Here is an 18,031-nt window from a genome sequence, read left to right as displayed (position 1 = left end):
GGGGCTTACGCGAGGACGAGCGCGGCGCACTTGCCGAAGAACGGGCTGTCCGGCTGGGCCAGCACGTTGAGCTCGTCGAAATGGTCGCTGTCCGGCACCGCGTAGCGCTCGATGGCGCGGCTCGCCGACGCGAAGGCGGCGACGTAGATGTCCGACTGGCGATGGAACTCCGCCGTCTCCGCGCCGCCGCAGACGACGAGCTGCGGCGCGTCCGTGCGTGGCGGATGGTTCATCGGGCTTTCGCGCTCGGCCTCCGCCGCGTCCATCCCCACCGCATCGTTGATGGAGGTGAAGCGCAGCGGCTCGAGCGCGTTGAGCGGCGAGATCGGCACGCCCGCCTTGATCAGGTCGCCCGGGATGTCGCCGGCCCATGTGGTCCAGTCGGTGCCCATCAGCATGCTGGTGATGTGGCCGCCGGCGGAATGTCCCATGACCGTCAGACGATCACGCGACACGCCGACCGTCGCCGCGTTGCGCCAGATCCAGACGAGCGCCTGACGGGCCTGCGCGCTGATGGCGGTGATGCTGACGGCCGGACAGAGGTCGTAGCCGGCCATGATCACCGAGATGCCGTTGGCCACGAACGGCTCGGCCAGGAAGCTGTAGACGGACTTGTCGCCGCGCTGCCAGTAGCCGCCGTGGAAGTACACCAGGGTCGGCGCGGTCGGCCCGGCCGGGAAGACGTCGAGCTTCTGCTTCGGCCCCGGCCCGTAGGAGAGGTCCAGCCGGCTCTCCAGGCGCTCGCGGGCCTGGAGGCTGCGCGCCACCCAGTCGGGGACGACGGCGGTCTCGTAGTCCGGCCGGCCTGCTCTCAGATTGTACTGCAGCTCGATTTCATCTCGCGTATATTGACCGTAGACCTTCATCAACCAACTCTTGCCTTGTTCTGATATCGGCTGCGCGAGCGCGGGGCGCGAGCCCGGCCTTATTTCTTCAGCAGCGGGCAGCGGGACTGCGACAGGGGCGGGAAGGCCTCCTCGCCGGGGATCGTCCTGAGCACGTCGTAGTAATCCCACGGGCCCTTGGACTCGCCGGGGCTCTTGACGCGCACCAGATAGAGATCGTGCACCATGAGGCCGTCCTCGCGGATCTTGCCGTTGCGGGCGAAGAAATCGTTGATCGGCATCTCCTTCATCGTCTTCATCACCGTGGCGGTGTCGTCGCTGCCGGCGGCCTTGATCGCGTTGAGGTAATGCATGGTGCTGGAGTAGACGCCGGCCTGGGACATGTTCGGCATCTTGCCCATGCGCTCCTTGTAACGCTTGGCAAAAGCGCGGGTCTCGTCATTCAGGTCCCAGTAGAAGCCGGTGGTGAACTGCATGCCCTGCGCCGCTTCGAGCCCGAGCGCATCGATCTCGTTGATATAGACCAGGAGGCCGGCGAGCTTCTGCTGGCCTTGCCCCATGCCGAACTCCTTCGCCTGCTTGATGGCATTGGAGGTGTCGGCGCCTGCGGTGGCGAAGGCGATGACGTCCGCATTGGCGCCCTGGGCCTGGAGCAGGAACGACGAGTAGTCCATGGCGTTGATCGGCACCTTCACCGAGCCGACGACCTTGCCGCCGGCCGCCACGACGGTCTTGGCGGTCTCGCGTTCGAAATCATGGCCGAAGGCGTAGTCGACGGTGACGAAGTACCAGGACTTGCCGCCGCTCTTGACCAGCGCCGTGCCGGTCGAGCGGGCGAGGGCATCGGTATCGTAGACGTAGTGGATGGTGTTGGCGTTGCAGGCCTCGTTGGTGAAGCGCGGCGAGCCGGAGATGTTGATCACGACGATCTTGTTCTTGTCCTTGGCGATGTCGCTGACGGCGAGGCCGGCCGAGGACATGTTGATGTCCATGATCGCGTCGACGCCGTCCTTGTCGAACCATTGGCGCGCGATGGCGCTGGCGATGTCGACCTTGTTCTGCATGTCGGCGAAGACGACTTCGATCTTCTTGCCCAGGACCTGGCCGCCGAAGTCCTCGACGGCCATCTGCGCGGCGGTGACGCTGCCCTTGCCGGCGACGTCGGAATAGTTGCCGGACATGTCCATGAGCATGCCGATCTTGACCGTATCGCTCGGCTGCGCCGCGACCGGCGCCGCTGTCGCGAGCGCCAGGGCGGTACACAGCAATGGGATGGCTCTCGCTTTCATGGTCTGCCCGCTCCTCTCGTGTGGTCTCGTGCCGTCCGCACCCACCGGAATGTTCCGTTAATCGAAACTTGTCTCGATTTATGGAAATATCCTCTCGACGCCCGGCGCTCCTGTCAACCGGGGCGGCCGCGACAAACTGGCCTTCGATGCGCATTTGTGCGACGAGGCCGGTCATGGGGCAGCGCCTGCCGCGAAGTCGGTCAAACGCCGATGGCAGGTCGTCATTCGGGCGCCTCGCGGCCGGGCGGGAACACGCCGGCCGCGCCGCAGCGGCCCGGCTTCAAAGCGTTGCGGCATGTCGCAATCGGACGACCGCGTCCCCTCGCGGCATGCATCGGCGGCTGGACAATCCGGCCGCCAGGGGCGATTGGGAGCGATGAGCGCGCCGAAGACTCCCGACGGACCCGGGCTGGACGAGCAGGGCCGGCACGCGCCCCTGGAGCGCTACTTCCGCATTCTGGAGGTGCTGGCCCTGAGCGGCGACGGCCTGACGCTGATGGAGCTCGCCCGCATGCTCATGCTGCCCAAGGCGACGGTGCACCGGCTGCTGACGACGATGCAGAGGTCGGAGCTGGTGGCGCTGTCCAACGAGGGGCGGGGCCGCTACGTGCTGGCGCAGCGGGTCCGCCGCCTGGCCTACCTCGGTATCGACAGCAACGCCGTGGCGTCGCTGTCGGACGCGCTGCTGCGTGATTTCAGCGCCAGCATCGGCGAGACTTGCTACATCGGCCGCCTCGAGGACGTCACCGTGCGCTCGATCGCTATCGCCTCGCCGGAGACGCCGTGGCGCGGCTACGTGCTGCCGGGCAAGATCCTCCAGCCCTATGCCACCGCCAGCGGCAAGGCGATCATGGCCTTCCAGCCGGACGAGGTGATCGAGCGCGGGCTCGACGCCGGCATCGAGCCGCTGACGCCGTGGACCAAGACGGACCGCCGGCTGATCCGCGAGGAATACGCCGAGATCCGGCGGACGCGCTTTGCCACGTGCATCCGCGAGGTCGAAGCCGAGCTGGCCGCATTCGCGGTGCCGATCGAGATTCCGCCCAACGGTGTGCAGTACAGCGTCGGTGTTCTCGGGCCCTATACGCGTATCGCCAAGCTGATCGAAGCAAAGCCGCGCGAACGGCTCGATGCTCTGGGCCAGGCGATCGGCGCCATCATCACGCGCCTGGGATCGCAATAGGCCCTAAAGCGCTTCGCGATTGGGTGGACGCATCCAATCGCAAAAAAGCGCTCCAGATTCAAAAGACTATGAGTCTCTCTCCGCCATTGGATGGGGTCATCCAATGGCGAAATGCTCTAGTGTGGTGGCGTGATGCGCGCGTCATGCCCTCGTCAGTCGCACACCCGCTGGCGCACCAGCCGGCAGCCGCAGGCGTCGTAGACGGCGACTGTGCGCCAGTGGCAGCGGCCGTAGACCGGCTGCGCGTAGACGACTCGGCCGCGGTTGGCCTCGGCCGCCATGGCGCCGAGCATCATGCCGCCGACCACGCCCGCAGCGATCGCGCCGGCCGGGGCGCCGCCCCAGTAGCGATAGCCGGCGGAGGCCTGCGACAGCGGCGCCGCGGCAATGGCTCCGGCCAAGGCGGCCAGCGCCAGCGGACGGCGGATGAAGCGGGTGCGGGAAATCATGGTCGACATGGTCGTAGCGTCCCTGGTTGCCTCGGCGCCGCTGCATTTGTCTTGCGGCTGAAAGTAACCATGCGCGTTTACCTCGATAGCCGATGTGCAAACTCGCACGCGAGGTTTCAGGTCAGGCATTCGCCCTTCGCCGCGCCGGCAGGGATCCAGATGGCCGAATGCTCGTCACCGAAGGCGCGGGCGTCGCCGCGCAGGACGCAGATGGCGACCCAGGCGCAGACGATCGCATCGAGCCTGTCCTCATAGGCCTTGAAGTCGATGGCGCGGGCATCGGCGGCCAGGGGCGTCAGCGCGTCCGCGACCCCTGCTATCCGCTTGTCCAGGGCACGCACGATATCGAGCCACTGCTCGCGGAGAGCCTGCTTCCGCTCCGTCGGAGCCAACTCCGGCCAATACTTGGAAATCCTCGACAACTTGTAGGGCAACCGCATCCGGGAGCCCGCCAGCTCGACCAGCGCCGGATGCGGATAGACCTCGATCACCCCCCGTGTCGTGGGTGTCCCCGTGTGCAGTGGATAGCCGGACTGCTCGAAACCCAGCCGCAGATCGTCGCTCAGGCGGCCCGGCCGCAGGGCGCTGGGCGAGTGGGTTGCGCATCGGCGCGCGCCATAGGCGGCCGACACCGCATTGTCCGAGGCGCGGCGACCGACGATCGGGCCGCGTGCCAACGGCATGTCGACGGCGACGAGATCGACAGGTCGTCCGCACAGGATCGCGGCGGCGTCGAGCAGCTTGGCCGGATCCGGTCGCGATCCGACGGGGCGTGCCTCCGCCGATCGACCGTCCTGGGCCAAGGCCTCGAAATGTCGGTAGGAGCCAGCTACGGCAACGAGGCGCCAGCCCTGTGCGTCCTCCGCGACAACCGCCACGCCGCTTGGATTGGTGATGGTCCAAGCGGCGTCGATGCCCAAGACGGCCTGCATCTTCCGATCCGCGCTGTGAGAGGACGAACGTACGCTCGCGCACGCTACGGTGGTCGCAGCACCTCGATCAAGCGCGCCGTTGCCTTGGCCCCGAACCAGCATCGACGGGCGCAGCGAAGCGATCGCCGTGCACCTGCGGCTACAGGCGGGGTCCTTCGGGGGAGGGCGCCTCGTCGCGCGCCTCGGACCTGGCGCCGTTCCGGCTGGCCAGCAGGGCAGGCTGGAACAGAGTGGCGGCGGCCATGGTGGTCAGCAGCGCGAGCGCCATCAGCTTGCCCATGCTCGAGGTGCCGGGGTGGTGCGACAGCCACAGGCTGCCGAACGCCGTGGCCGTGGTGCAGGCGCTGAAGAAGACGGCGCGTGTCAGGCTCGACTGCAGGAAGTTCGTCTCACCGGCCCGCCACGCCATCACGTAATAGATCTTGAAGGCGACGCCGACGCCGAGCAGCAGCGGCAGGGCGATGATGTTGGCGAAGTTCAGCTGCAGGTCGATCGCCGCGCAGATCTCCAGGGTGACGATGAGCGCCACCAACAACGGTACCAGCGTCAGCGCCACATCCAGCCAGCGCCGCAAGGTGACATAGAGGATGAGCGCGATCGAGACGACGGAGAACACGCCGGCCTGGATGAAGGCCTTCACGATCGTCGCGGCGGCCTCGGTGACGAGCACCGGCATGCCGGTGGCGTTGGGCGCGACCGCCCGGACCGCGTCGGCGAAGTGGCGCAGCGTCGCTTCGTCGTTGCCATCGCCGCTGGGCGCCACCTCGACCCGTGCCTTGCCGTCCGCGGTGACCCAGTCGCTCTTGAGCGTGGGCGGCAGCGAGGCGAGATCGACGCGCGCGGCAGAGAGCAGGTTCCTCAGCTGGGCAAGCGTGGCCGTGAGCGGGGCGACCAGGGCCTGTTCAGCCGCCGCCCGCGCGGCGGGCGGCCCCTTGGCCAGCGCTTCGAGCAGCCCGGCGAGGCGCCGAGCCTGTGCGGCTGCGGGCTCGGGCTGCTGACCGGCGACGTCGTGGAGCTCGCGCGCCGTGTCGGTAAGGGCGGCCTCGGTCTCCTGCGCCGTCGGCGGCTTGGCCGCGCTCGGATCGAGCATGCCCTGAAGCGCCGATCGTGCCTCGCCGATGGCGGCGAGCTTCTCGTCCTGCTGCTCGGGGACGAAGCTCTCCAGCGTCACCACTCGCGCCACCTCGGGCAGCTTGCGCAGCCGTTCGGCGAGTGCGGCCGCGTCCTTCAGGTTGTCCGTCAGGATGTCGATGGTGTTGGGGCTCGTCTGCGGGTCGCGCAGCAGGTCGAGCAGGGTCGACACGGCCTCCGTGCTCTTGGAGCGCAGGTCCAGGGGGTTGGAGTCGAAGCGCAGCTGCCAGAGCAGCGGCAGGGCAAGCACGGTGAGGCCGAGCGTCACCCCGACCACCCAGTTGCCGCGCCTGTTGAGGAAGCGATCGACGGGTGCCAGCGCGGGGTAGCCGACCGCTTCCGGTTCGCCCGGCGGCCGAAACAGCACGATCAGTGCCGGCAGCAGCGTCACCGTGGTCGCAAACGCGATGATCATGCCGGTTCCGGCGATCAGGCCGAGCTCCGACAAGCCGCGGTAGGCGGTCGGCAGGAACGAGTAGAAGGCCGCGGCGATCGACGCGGCCGCCAGCAGCAGCGGCCCGGCGACGATGCGGGCCGTCGACAGCAGCGCCCGCTGCAGGTCGCTCTCTTCGTGCCGCTCGGCCCGGTAGCGGACGCTGAACTGGATGCCGAAGTCGACGCCGATGCCGATGAACAGCACCGCGAAGGCGACCGAGATCAGGTTGAGCGCCCCGACCAGCCACAGACCGGCGGCGGCGGTGAGCACGAGGCCCACCGCCAGGTTGAGCACGACGGCGGCGATGATGCCCCATTGCCGCAGTGCCAGCCACAGCAGCAGCACCACGATGACGACGGTGGCGGCCGTGTTGAACTCTGCCCCCTCCGCCACGGTGGCGAATTCCTCGTCGGACAGGGCGACGGGCCCCGTCAGCCGGACCGTCACCCCCTGCGCGGGCGTGAGGTTCAGCTTGCCGATCGTGTCGCGGATCACGCGGGTGGCCTTGCCGCCGGGCTCCAGGTCGTCGAAATCCAGCACCGGCTGGATGTTCACGAAGCGCCGGAGCTCTGCTTTCGACGGCGGCTGGCCGCCGCCGATCAGCCGCCGCCACGAGAACGCCCCGTCCTTGCCCTGCGACAATCGCTCCAGGGCGTCGGCGATCGCCGTCATCGAGGGTTCGAGGTCGCTCAGCTTGGCCATGCCGAAGCTCACGCCCTGCAGCCCCTGCGACAACGTGCCGAGAATGCCGCGCAGGGAAGGGTCGGCGGCGAGGGGCGCGAGCAGCGGCTCGGACCCCTTGAGCTCGGCCATGTCGTGGCGCACCCGCTCGAGGTCGAGGAACAGGGCGCCGTTCTTGGCGAAGAACGGGCCGCCGTCGGGGCGGCGGATGCTGCGGATGAGGTCGGTGCGCGGGGAGAGGGCTGCGACCAGCGCGTCCGCGGCTGCCTCCGCCTTCTCCGGGGTCGCGGCGTCGATGACGGCGATGAGCTGGCCGGTGCGCTGCGGAAAGGCCCGGTCGAGCGCGATCTCCTGCTGGCGCCAGGGCAGCGAGGCCGACAGCAGCTTGTCGCTGTCGGTATCGATGGCGAAGTTGCGGGCAACGTAGAGCCCGCCCAGGAGCGTCACGGCGAGGAAGCCGAGAACGACGAGCCATGGATGGCGGCCGGACACACGCACGGCCTGCATGATGGCGGCGGTCATCGTGGGAGCATTACCGTCGCTGCGGGCATGAAGGGAGCGCTTCTATCGCCTTCCCGGGCGGTCCGGTCAACGTACGGCCGCGCGGCGCGGTGCGCCGCAGGCCGCTCGGCGCGGCCGGAATCCTCTCGGGAGGACTTGCCGGCAAGTGGCTTTCGGCGCCATCGGCGAGGTACGCCCGCCCCCGAGGCGATCGCGCGCGAGCGCCGTCCGGGCGCAAATCGCCGCAGCTTCCCCCAGGGCAGGTGCGAGGACTGCCCGTCGAGACCCGATGGCCGATGCGGCGCGGCGCGCCTTCGGGCGACCGGACGGGGGGCGAAATCCGAGACGGCGAGCGCGCCACGATCCTTGCTTTCGGTCGCGCGGATGTGCTGATCAGGCCGCATGGTGTCGTCGTCCGTTCTCGTCACTGGCGCCTCTGGCTTTCTCGGCTCGGCCATCGCCGCCGCGCTGAGGGCGCAGGGCCATGATCTGCGGGTGCTGGTGCGCCGTTCGAGCCCGCGCACCAACATCGAACCGGCCGACACGCTCTGCGAAGGCGATCTGCGTGACCGCGCCTCGGTCGCCGCGGCGCTCGCGGGGGTGCGCTTCCTGTTCCATGCGGCCGCGGACTACCGCCTCTGGGCGCGCGATCCGCAGGAGATCGTGCACAACAATGTGGAGGGCACGCGGCTCATCATGGAGGAGGCGCTGAAGGCCGGGGTCGAGCGGATCGTCTACACCAGCAGCGTGGCCACGCTGAAGCTGACGGACGGCGCTGCGGCCACGGAGGCGCAGCCGCTTGCCGAGCATGAAGCGATCGGCGCCTACAAGCGCAGCAAGGTCGCGGCCGAGCGTCTGGTCGAGGCCATGGTCCGGGACGGGCTGCCGGCGGTGATCGTCAATCCCTCGACGCCCGTCGGGCCGCGCGACATCAAGCCGACCCCCACGGGGCGCGTGATCGTCGAGGCGGCGGCCGGGCGCATGCCGGGCTTCGTCGATACCGGGCTCAATCTGGCTCACGTGGACGACATCGCCGCCGGCCACCTGGCGGCGCTCGCGCACGGCCGCATCGGCGAGCGCTACATCCTCGGCGGCGAGAACGTCTTCCTCGGCGACATGCTGGCGGACATCGCGCGCCTGGTCGGGCGCAAGCCGCCGACGCTCAGGATCCCGCGCGTCGCCGTCTATCCCATCGCCTATGGTGCGGAGCTCGTCGCCCGGCTGCGCGGCGTGGAGCCGTTCGTGACGGTCGATGGCTTGCGCATGGCGCGCCACCACATGTTCTTCGACGACGCCAAGGCACGGCGCGAGCTCGGCTACGTCTCGCGGCCGTATCGCGAGGGACTGGCGGACGCGGTGGTCTGGTTCCGCGCGCACGGCTATCTGCCATGACGCTCCTGGTGCTTGCCATCATCGCGGCCGCGATCTGGGCCTACCTTCTCGTCGGCCACGGTGGCTTCTGGCGCTGTAGCGAACGCGATGACCGCGCCGCCGCCGCGCCCGCCGGGGTGGGCTCCTGGCCGGACGTGGTCGCGATCGTGCCGGCGCGCGACGAGGCCGAGGTGATCGGGCGCTGCGTCGCCTCGCTCGTGCGGCAGGACTATCCCGGACGGCTGTCCGTCGTGCTCGTCGACGATCAGAGCACGGATGGCACGGCCCGCATCGCAGCCGATGCAGCAGCGGCGGCCGCCGCGGCGGACCGCCTGCATATCGTCGATGGCAGCGAGCCGCCGCGCGGCTGGACGGGCAAGCTGTGGGCCATGCGCCAGGGCGTGGCGCATCTGGACGCCCAGGCCTCGTCGGTCCCGCTGGTGCTGTTCACCGATGCCGACATCGCCTATGCGCCGCACGTGCTGCGGCGGCTCGTCGGCATCGCCTCGGCCAGAGCCACGGTGCTGACCTCGCTGATGGTGAAGCTGCGCTGCGCCAGCGCCGCCGAGCGCTGGCTGGTGCCGGCCTTCGTCTTCTTCTTCCAGATGCTCTATCCGTTCCCCTGGGTGAACGACCCGCGCCGGCGCACCGCAGCCGCGGCCGGCGGCTGCATGCTGGTGCGGCGCGACGTCCTGGCCGCGGCGGGCAGCCTCGATAGGGTGCGCGACGCGCTCATCGACGATTGCGCCCTCGGCGGGCTGATGAAGCGGCAGGGCCCGATCTGGCTCGGCGTGACGGAGGACGTGCACAGCCTGCGCGCCTACCCGCGCTTCGCCGATATCCGGCGGATGGTCGCGCGTTCGGCCTATGCCGAGCTGCGCTACTCGCCGCTGCGCCTCGCCGGCGCCGTCGCCGGCATGATCGTGACCTATCTTGCGCCGCCGCTGCTGGCGGTGCTGGCCCACGGCCCAGCACAAGCCATCGGCGCGCTGGCCTGGGCCTTGATGGCCCTGTCGTTCGTGCCGACGCTGCGCCTCTACGGCCGGCCGCCGATCGGCGCCCTGGCCTTGCCGGCCATCGCCGCCGTCTATACCGCATTCACGCTGGATTCGGCCCTGCAATACGTCCGCGGCCGCGGTGGCCACTGGAAAGGCCGTTTCCAGGCGAAGGCTTCGCCCGGCGGGACGAGGAGCGCATGACGACGGCAGCCGACACGCTCTCCGGCAAGACGCACAACGACGAGAACTTTCCCGTCGCGTCCTGGCTGATGAGCGCCCGCAACCGCGGGCCGATCCTCGCCTTCTACCGCTTCGTGCGGGCGGCGGACGACGTCGCCGACCATGCGGCCCTGGCGCCCGAGCGCAAGCTGGCGCTGCTCGACGGCCTGGGCGCGGCGCTCACCGGCGACGGACCGGCCGATCCGCAGGCGGAGCCGCTGCGGCACGCCCTGCGCGAGCGGGGGCTCTCGGCGCGCCATGCGCTCGATCTGCTCGACGCCTTCCGGCTCGACGTCCGCAAGAACCGCTATGCCGACTGGGATGAATTGATCGGCTACTGCCGGCTCTCGGCCATGCCCGTCGGCCGCTTCGTGCTCGACGTGCACGGGGAGGACGAGGCGACATGGGCCGCCTCGGACACGCTGTGTGCTGCCTTGCAGATCATCAATCACCTGCAGGATTGCGGCCCCGACTACCGCGACCTCGACCGCGTCTATCTGCCCCAGGATGTGCTCGCCGCCCACGGCGCCGGGCTGGAGATGCTCGCGGCTCCGCGCGCCGCGCCGCCGCTGCTTGCGGCCATCGGCGAATTGGCGCGGCGCACCTCGGGGCTCATCGCCCAGAGCAAGTCGTTGCTGCCGCAGATCCGCGACCTCAGGCTGTCGCTCGAGATCGGGGCGATCCACAACCTCGCCCGCCATCTCGCCTCCGGACTGGAGCGCCGTGACCCCCTGAGCGAGCCCGTGCACCTGGGCAAGGCAGGCTTCGCGCTGGTCGGCGGTGTCGGCGTCCTGCAAGGGCTGCTGGCGCAAGTGGGGCGCACCGTTGCCGGAGGAGCGGAGCGGCGATCATGACCGACGAAACGGCGGCGTCCGCGTCCGGCAGCTCCTTTTACCTCGCCATGCGCATCCTGCCGCCGGAGCAGCGCGAGGGGATGTACGCGGTCTACGGCTTCTGCCGGGCCGTCGACGATATTGCCGACGGCGCCGGCACGTCGGCCGAGCGCCTGGCCGGGCTCGACCGCTGGCAGGCCGATATCGCCGCCATGTTCGACGGCCACGCGCCCGCCCATCTCGGCGTGCTCGCCGCGACCACCCGTCGCTTCGGGCTGCAGCAGAAGGATTTCGTCGCCGTCATCGACGGTATGATGATGGATGCCGAGCGCGATATCCGCGCGCCGGATTGGGCCACGCTCGACCTCTACTGCGACCGCGTCGCCAGCGCGGTCGGGCGGCTCTCGGTCCGCATCTTCGGCCTCGGCGAGAGCACCGGCGAAGCGCTCGCCCACCATCTCGGCCGCGCGCTCCAGCTCACCAACATCCTGCGCGACATCGACGAAGACGCGGCGATCGGGCGCCTCTATCTGCCGCGCGAAGCCCTCGTGGCAGCGGGCATCACCATCGATGAGCCGCTCGCCGTGGCCGCCGACCCGCGGCTGCCGGCCGTCTGCGCCGAGGTGGCGGCCCGCGCCCGCCACCACTACGACAAGGTGCAGCCGATCTTCGCGGCCGGCCCGCGCCGCGCCATGCGGGCGCCGCGGCTGATGGCCGCCGCCTACGGCTCCATCCTCGATCGCATGGTCGCCGCCGGCTTTGCGGCGCCGCGCCCGCGGGTGCGCACCAGCCGTTGGCGTGTGCTCGGCGCCTATCTCATGCATGGCATCGTCTGATGCGTCGGGGAGCCGAGACGACGCTGCGGCGCAAGCGCCGGCCGGCCGAAGGCGCGCCATGACCGGCCGTACCGTGCACGTGGTCGGTGCCGGCCTCGCCGGCCTCAGCGCCGCCGTGCGGCTGATGGACGACGGCTGCCGCGTCGTCCTGCATGAAGCGGCGCCGGCGGCCGGCGGGCGCTGCCGCTCGTATCACGACCAGGCGCTGGGTCTCCTGATCGACAACGGCAACCACCTGCTGCTGTCCGGCAACGGCACGGTGCTCGACTATCTCGGCCGTATCGGCGCCGGCGACAGCCTGCGCGGGCCGGCCGCGGCGGTCTTCGACTTCGCCGACGTCGCGAGCGGGGAGCGCTGGCAGCTGCGCCCCAACGACGGGCGCGTACCGTGGTGGCTGCTCGACCCGTCGCGCCGCGTGCCGGGGACCCGTGTGCGCGACTACCTGGCTCCGCTCGGCGTGCTGCGTGCGCCGGCTGAGGCGACCGTCGGCGAGGCCATGCGCTGCTCCGGGCCGCTCTACGAGCGGCTCTGGCGGCCGGTGCTGCTCGCGGCGCTGAACATCGATCCGAAGGACGGCGCGGCGACGCTCGCGGCGAGCATCCTGCGCGAGACGCTGGGCGCCGGCGGCCGCGCCTGCCGCCCGCTGGTCGCAGCCAAGGGGCTTTCGGCGAGCTTCATCGACCCGGCGCTTGCCTTCATCGCGGCGCGCGGCGGGACGATCAGCTTCGGTGACCGCCTGCGGCGTATCGGCTTCGACGGCGACCGCGCCGCGACCCTCGATTTCGCCCTCACCGGCGCCGTGGCGCTGGCGCCAGGCGATGCCGTGGTGCTCGCCGTGCCACCTGGGGCGGCCAACGAGCTGCTGCCCGGGATCGAGGTGCCCGACGCGTTCTGCGCCATCGTCAATGCCCATTTCCGCATCGCGCCGCCGGTGGGCCAGACGACGGTGCTCGGCGTGGTGAACGGCCTCACGGAATGGCTGTTCGCCTATCCGGAGCATCTGTCGGTGACGATCAGCGGCGCCGATCGGCTGCTCGAGGTGCCCCGCGAGGCGCTCGCGGCCGATATCTGGCGGGAGGTCGCCGCCTTGACCTGTCTGTCGGATGAGCTGCCGCCTTGGCAGATCGTGCGCGAGAAGCGCGCCACCTTCGCGGCGACGCCGGCCCAGAACGCCAGGCGGCCCCAGGCGCTGACGCGCTGGACCAACATCGTCCTTGCCGGTGACTGGACGCAGACCGGCCTGCCGGCCACCATCGAAGGCGCGGTGCGATCGGGCTATAAGGCGGCTTCGATCATGTCACGATGAACGGTGGGGGCGCCACGGTTTCACGTGCTCGGGGAGCCATTGTGAATATTGCTTTCGACCATGCGCACGGTGCCCTCACGCCGGACGGGCTGGAGCGCCACATCGGCCGGGCCACGGAGGCGCTCGTCGCGCTTCAGCGGGAGGACGGCCATTGGTGCTTCGAGCTGGAGGCGGACGCCACCATCCCGGCCGAATACGTGCTGTTGCGCCATTTCCGCGGCGAGCCGGACGACCTCGAGCTCGAGCGGCTGATCGGCGTCTACCTCAGGCGCGTGCAGGGTGAGCACGGCGGCTGGCCCCTGGTCCATGCCGGCCCGTTCGACATGAGCGCCAGCGTCAAGGCCTATTTCGCCCTGAAGATGATCGGCGACGACGTCGATGCCCCGCACATGCGCCGGGCCCGGGAGGCGATCCTGGCCAACGGCGGCGCCGGCCGCAGCAACGTGTTCACCCGCTTCCTGCTGGCGCTCTTCGGCATCGTCCCGTGGAGCGCGACGCCGACCATGCCGGTGGAGATCATGCTCCTGCCGCGCTGGTTCCCCTTCCACCTCGACAAGGTGTCGTATTGGGCCCGCACCGTGCTGGTGCCCTTGCTCGTGCTGCAGGCGCTCAAGCCGAAGCCGGTCAACCGGCGCGGCGTCGGCGTGGCCGAGCTGTTCGCGGTGCCGCCGGAGCAGGTGCGCGACTGGCCGGGCGGCGCGCACCAGGCCTGGGGCTGGGTGAAGCTCTTCGGCGGCATCGACCGCGTGCTGAAGCTGGCCGAGCCGCACATGCCGGCGCTGCCGCGCCAGCGCGCCATCGCGGCTGCCGTCGCCTTCGTCACCGAGCGACTCAACGGCGAGGACGGGCTGGGCGCCATCTACCCGGCGATGGCCAATGCCGTCCTGATGTTCGACGCGCTCGGCTATCCGGCCGATCATCCGGATCTCGTCGCTGCGCGCCGCTCGATCGAGCACCTGCTCGTCATCGGCAAGGACGAGGCGTATTGCCAGCCCTGCCTGTCCCCGGTCTGGGATACGGCGCTGGCGTCGCACGCCCTGCTCGAGGTCGGCGATGCGGACGCCGCCGCCCGGGCCGGCGCCGGCCTCGCCTGGCTGAAGCCGCGCCAGGTGCTCGACGTCAAGGGCGACTGGGCGGTGCGGCGTCCCGACGTGCGACCGGGAGGCTGGGCGTTCCAATACGCCAACCCCCATTATCCCGACCTCGACGACACCGCGGTGGTGGTGATGGCCATGGACCGCGCCGCGCGCGAGAGCACGGGGAGCGCCACCGGCGAGGAGGCCGAGGCGATCGCAAGGGCGCGCGAGTGGATCGAGGGGCTGCAGAGCAGCGACGGGGCTTTTGGCGCCTTCGATGCCGACAACAGCTACCACTATCTCAACAATATTCCCTTCGCCGACCACGGTGCCCTGCTCGATCCGCCCACCGCCGACGTCACCGCGCGCTGCATCTCGATGCTCGCCCAGCTCGGCGAGACGCGTGACACCAGCCCCGTGCTGGCGCGCGCAATCGACGCGTTGCTGGCCGTGCAGGAAAAGAACGGCAGCTGGTTCGGCCGCTGGGGCATGAACTACGTCTATGGGACGTGGTCGGCGCTCTGCGCCTTGGGGGCGGCGGGTCACGATCTGGGATCTCCGCCGGTGAGCCGGGCTGTCGCCTGGCTGGAGAGCGTCCAGAACGCCGACGGCGGCTGGGGGAGGATGGCGAGAGCTACAAGCTCGCCTACGCGGGCTATGAAGGCGCGCCCTCCACCGCCTCACAGACCGCCTGGGCGGTCCTCGGCCTCATGGCCGCCGGCGCCGGGGACCATGAGTCGGTCGCGCGCGGCATCGCCTATCTCGCCGCGACACAGGGCGAGGACGGCTTCTGGGACGAGCCGTTCCATACGGCGACGGGCTTTCCGCGCGTGTTCTACCTGCGCTACCACGGCTATTCGAAGTTCTTTCCGCTGTGGGCCATGGCGCGCTACCGCAACCTCAGGCGCGGCAACAGCCTGGCCCCGCAGTACGGCATGTGACCGGCAGGGCCCCGCCATGAGCGGACGGGCGCCGCCGTCGCTGTTGGTCGTCTGCGGGCTCGCCCGCGAGGCCCGCATCGTCGCGGGCGAGGGCACGCAGGTCCTCTGCGGCGACGCGCCGACGCTGCGGGCCGGGCTCGACGCGGTGTCGGGACACCCGGATCTAGTGGTCAGCTTCGGGCTGTGCGGCGGCCTCGACCCCAATCTGAGGAGTGGCGATGTCGTGGTCGGCACCACGGTCGTCGCGGCAGAGGCCACGCTGGCGTTCGACGCGGCCCTTGGGCAGGAGCTCGTCCAACGCCTGACGGCGGCTGGCATGCGGGCGTGGACGGGAACCGTCGCCGCTGTCGAGGCGCCGGTCCTCACGCGCCAGGACAAGGCTGCCCTCGCCAACGCCACCGGTGCGATTGCGGTGGACATGGAGAGCCTGATCGCGGCCCGCTTCGCCGCCGAACAGGGTCTGCCCTTCGCCGTGCTGAGGGCGGTGAGCGATCCGGCCGACCGGAACCTGCCGCCCTTGGTCCTGAAAGCCACCAAAGCGGACGGCAGCCTCGACCTGAAGGCCGTGACGGCGGCGGTTCTCGGCTCTCCTGCTCAGATCCCGGGGCTGGTGGCCGCGGGGCGCGACAGCGCCGCGGCCTTCGCGGCGCTAGGCCGCGTTCGCCGCCTTCCTGGCCTTTTCCTCGGCCTCAGCCTTGCGGATCTCTGAGAGCTTCTGGGTCACGTTGCGCTGGAAGACGAACTCGGCCGGGCGCTGCCTGTCGAGCGCGATCTCCGGCGCCATCGGCCCCTCGGTGCGCACGCCGCGCATGGCGACGGCGAGCGCCTTCCAGGGCTTGGCCACGGTGTCGCGCACGGCGGAGGCTTCGAAGCCGCTGTGGACCATGCAGTCGGCGCACTTCTCGTAGTTGCCGACGCCGTAGGCGTCCCAGTCGGTCTCCTCCATCAGCTCCTTGAATGTCGCCGCGTAGCCCTCGCCGAGCAGATAGCACGGGCGCTGCCAGCCGAAGATGGTGCGCGTCGGGTTGCCCCAGGGCGTGCAGTGGTACGTCTGGTTGCCGGCCAGGAAGTCGAGGAACATCCCGGACTGGTTGAAGGCCCATTTGCGGCCGCCGTCGCCGCGCCGGAAGATGCCGCGGAACAGCTCCTTGGTGGCGGAGCGGTTGAGGAAGTGCTTCTGGTCGGGGGCGCGCTCGTAGGCGTAGCCCGGCGACACCGTGATGCCGTCGACGCCGAGCGCCGTCACCGTATCGAAGAAGGCGGCGACGCGGGCGCCGTCGGCGTCGTTGAAGAAGGTGCAGTTGATGGTGACGCGGAAGCCCTTGGCCTTGGCCAGCTTGAGCGCCGCCACGGCGCGGTCGTAGACGCCGGTCTGGCAGACCGACTTGTCGTGCATCTCCTGGTCGCCGTCGAGGTGGATCGACCAGGTGAAGTAGGGGCTCGGCTTGTACTGGTCGATCTTCTTCTCGAGCAGCAGCGCGTTGGTGCAGACGATGGCGAACTTGCGCCGCGCGATGACGCCCTCGACGATCTTCGGCAGCTCCTTGTGCAGGAGCGGCTCGCCGCCGGCCATGACGACCACCGGGGCGCCGCATTCGTCGACCGAATCCAGCGCGTCCTTCACCGAGATACGCTTGTTGAGGATGGCATCGGGATAGTCGATCTTGCCGCAGCCCGCGCATGCGAGATTGCAGCGGAACAGGGGCTCCAGCATCAGGACGAGCGGATAGCGCTTGCGCCCCGAAAGGTGCTGGCGGGCGACGTAGGCGCCGACCCTGACGATCTGTCTCAGCGGAATGCCCAAGAGGCGCTCCTTCGGCTGGTGAACGGGATGCCGCCGCGACGCGTGCGGCGGATCAAGGCACGATGTCGACGACCGCTAGGAAACGTCAATTCGATCGCCAATGTGGCGACGCTTCATATCCACCGCTAGAGCATTTCCCGACCAGATGAAATCGTCTGATCCGCCGGCAATGCTCCAAGCCTTTGAATAGGAGCGCTTCTGTCCGATCGGGTGGTCTTGCCCGATCGGTAGGCGCTCTAGGCCGCGTTCGAGTTGGCGCGCGCGGCCAGCTTCGCCGGCAGGCGGAAGCTGATCGTCTCCTTCGGTCCGTCGAGGACCGACAGCTCCGCCGGCTTGATCCGCATCAGCGTGCGCACGACGTCGTCGACCAGGACCTCGGGAGCCGAGGCGCCGGCCGTGACGCCCACGACCTGCGCATCCTTGACCCAGGCCGGATCGATCTCGCCACCGTCGGCGACGAGATAGCTCGGCAGGCCGGCCTCTTCGCCGATCTCGCGCAGGCGGTTGGAATTCGAGCTGTTGCGCGCGCCGACCACGATGATGACGTCCGCGGCGCGCGACAGTTCGCGCACGGCGCTCTGCCGGTTCTGCGTCGCGTAGCAGATGTCCCGGGTATCCGGGCCCTCGATGTCGCTGAAGCGCCGCTGCAGGGCGGCGATGATGCCGCGCGTATCGTCGACGCTGAGCGTCGTCTGCGTCACGTAGGCGACCGGCGTATCGGCGGCGATGGCCAGCTTGGCCACATCCGCTTCGCTCTCGACGAGGTGCAACTCGCCGTCGATCTGGCCAAGCGTACCCTCGACCTCGGGATGCCCGGCATGGCCGATGAAGATCAGCGTGCGGCCCTGGGCGACGTAGTGCCGTCCCTGATTGTGGACCTTCGTCACCAGCGGGCAGGTGGCATCGATGGTCGGCAGCCCACGCTCGCGCGCCTCGTCCTCGACCTTGCGGGACACGCCGTGCGCGCTGAAGATCGTCACCGCGCCGGCTGGAACCTCGCTCAGCTCCTCGACGAAGCGGGCACCCTTGGCCTTCAGCGACTCGACCACGTGGCGGTTGTGAACGATCTCATGGCGCACGTAGACAGGCGTGCCGTACTTCTCGAGCGCACGCTCCACCACATCGATGGCGCGTACGACGCCGGCACAAAATCCACGTGGTTGGGCGAGAATGATCTTCATCGTCGATGACCAGATCCTG

14 protein-coding genes and 1 pseudogene are annotated in these 18,031 nt (G+C 69.7%); 8 read left to right on the top strand and 7 right to left on the bottom strand.

Annotated elements, in window-relative coordinates; all coding sequences use genetic code 11:
* Positions 1-5 precede the first annotated feature (5 nt).
* On the bottom strand, positions 6-866 hold the full coding sequence (locus ACZ5PO_RS35600; protein WP_464187458.1) for an alpha/beta hydrolase: 861 nt from the start codon (positions 864-866) through the stop codon (positions 6-8).
* A gap of 59 nt (positions 867-925) precedes the next feature.
* On the bottom strand, positions 926-2,134 hold the full coding sequence (locus ACZ5PO_RS35595; protein ID WP_464187457.1) for an ABC transporter substrate-binding protein: 1,209 nt from the start codon (positions 2,132-2,134) through the stop codon (positions 926-928).
* 376 nt (positions 2,135-2,510) lie between these two features.
* Between ACZ5PO_RS35595 and ACZ5PO_RS35590 the strand changes: the two genes are divergently transcribed.
* Positions 2,511-3,317, top strand: a complete 807-nt coding sequence (locus ACZ5PO_RS35590; protein ID WP_464187455.1) for an IclR family transcriptional regulator — start codon at positions 2,511-2,513, stop codon at positions 3,315-3,317.
* 152 nt (positions 3,318-3,469) lie between these two features.
* Here the strand turns inward: ACZ5PO_RS35590 and ACZ5PO_RS35585 are convergent, their stop codons facing one another.
* The 3 genes from ACZ5PO_RS35585 to hpnN all read right to left on the bottom strand — a co-directional run bounded on the left by ACZ5PO_RS35585 (position 3,470) and on the right by hpnN (position 7,468).
* Positions 3,470-3,775 (bottom strand): hypothetical protein, encoded by a 306-nt coding sequence (locus tag ACZ5PO_RS35585; protein WP_464187454.1) that lies wholly within the window; start codon positions 3,773-3,775, stop codon positions 3,470-3,472.
* 107 nt (positions 3,776-3,882) lie between these two features.
* Positions 3,883-4,698: a DUF429 domain-containing protein gene (locus ACZ5PO_RS35580; RefSeq protein WP_464187453.1), complete on the bottom strand. Its 816-nt coding sequence runs from the start codon at positions 4,696-4,698 to the stop codon at positions 3,883-3,885.
* A 139-nt stretch (positions 4,699-4,837) separates the two neighbouring features.
* Positions 4,838-7,468, bottom strand: a complete 2,631-nt coding sequence (gene hpnN, locus ACZ5PO_RS35575) for a hopanoid transporter HpnN (RefSeq protein ID WP_464187452.1) — start codon at positions 7,466-7,468, stop codon at positions 4,838-4,840.
* Between the two features lie 381 nt (positions 7,469-7,849).
* Between hpnN and hpnA the strand changes: the two genes are divergently transcribed.
* The 7 genes and pseudogenes from hpnA to ACZ5PO_RS35540 all read left to right on the top strand — a co-directional run bounded on the left by hpnA (position 7,850) and on the right by ACZ5PO_RS35540 (position 15,736).
* Positions 7,850-8,839, top strand: coding sequence for a hopanoid-associated sugar epimerase (gene hpnA, locus ACZ5PO_RS35570; protein WP_464187451.1), 990 nt, complete (start codon positions 7,850-7,852; stop codon positions 8,837-8,839).
* The gene (locus ACZ5PO_RS35565) at positions 8,836-10,017 is read left to right on the top strand and encodes a glycosyltransferase (RefSeq protein ID WP_464187450.1); all 1,182 of its coding nucleotides are present in this window, start codon (positions 8,836-8,838) and stop codon (positions 10,015-10,017) included. Before hpnA ends, ACZ5PO_RS35565 begins: the two co-directional genes overlap by 4 nt.
* Positions 10,014-10,889, top strand: a complete 876-nt coding sequence (gene hpnC, locus ACZ5PO_RS35560; RefSeq protein WP_464187449.1) for a squalene synthase HpnC — start codon at positions 10,014-10,016, stop codon at positions 10,887-10,889. The genes ACZ5PO_RS35565 and hpnC overlap by 4 nt, the downstream gene beginning before the upstream one ends.
* Complete coding sequence (gene hpnD, locus ACZ5PO_RS35555; protein ID WP_464187448.1) at positions 10,886-11,704, top strand: presqualene diphosphate synthase HpnD; 819 nt, start codon at positions 10,886-10,888, stop codon at positions 11,702-11,704. Before hpnC ends, hpnD begins: the two co-directional genes overlap by 4 nt.
* Positions 11,705-11,762: 58 nt before the next feature.
* Positions 11,763-13,010, top strand: a complete 1,248-nt coding sequence (gene hpnE / locus ACZ5PO_RS35550) for a hydroxysqualene dehydroxylase HpnE (protein ID WP_464187446.1) — start codon at positions 11,763-11,765, stop codon at positions 13,008-13,010.
* Positions 13,007-14,925, top strand: a pseudogene (gene shc, locus ACZ5PO_RS35545) (squalene--hopene cyclase); the annotation flags it as partial. The gene hpnE and the pseudogene shc, both read left to right, overlap by 4 nt.
* Complete coding sequence (locus ACZ5PO_RS35540) at positions 14,819-15,736, top strand: phosphorylase family protein (RefSeq protein ID WP_464187445.1); 918 nt, start codon at positions 14,819-14,821, stop codon at positions 15,734-15,736. The pseudogene shc and the gene ACZ5PO_RS35540, both read left to right, overlap by 107 nt.
* Here ACZ5PO_RS35540 and hpnH read toward each other — a convergent pair.
* A complete protein-coding gene (gene hpnH, locus ACZ5PO_RS35535; protein ID WP_464187444.1) occupies positions 15,677-16,831 on the bottom strand; it encodes an adenosyl-hopene transferase HpnH in 1,155 nt (384 codons plus the stop codon). The genes ACZ5PO_RS35540 and hpnH overlap by 60 nt on opposite strands.
* 236 nt (positions 16,832-17,067) lie before the next feature.
* Positions 17,068-18,012 (bottom strand): 4-hydroxy-3-methylbut-2-enyl diphosphate reductase, encoded by a 945-nt coding sequence (gene ispH / locus ACZ5PO_RS35530; protein ID WP_464187443.1) that lies wholly within the window; start codon positions 18,010-18,012, stop codon positions 17,068-17,070.
* Between the last annotated feature and the right edge of the window lie 19 nt (positions 18,013-18,031).

It is taken from the genome of Chelatococcus sp. KU-N122, assembly GCF_055391085.1.
Note: the sequence above shows the minus strand (reverse complement) of the source record. Positions and strands in the feature narration are given on the sequence as shown.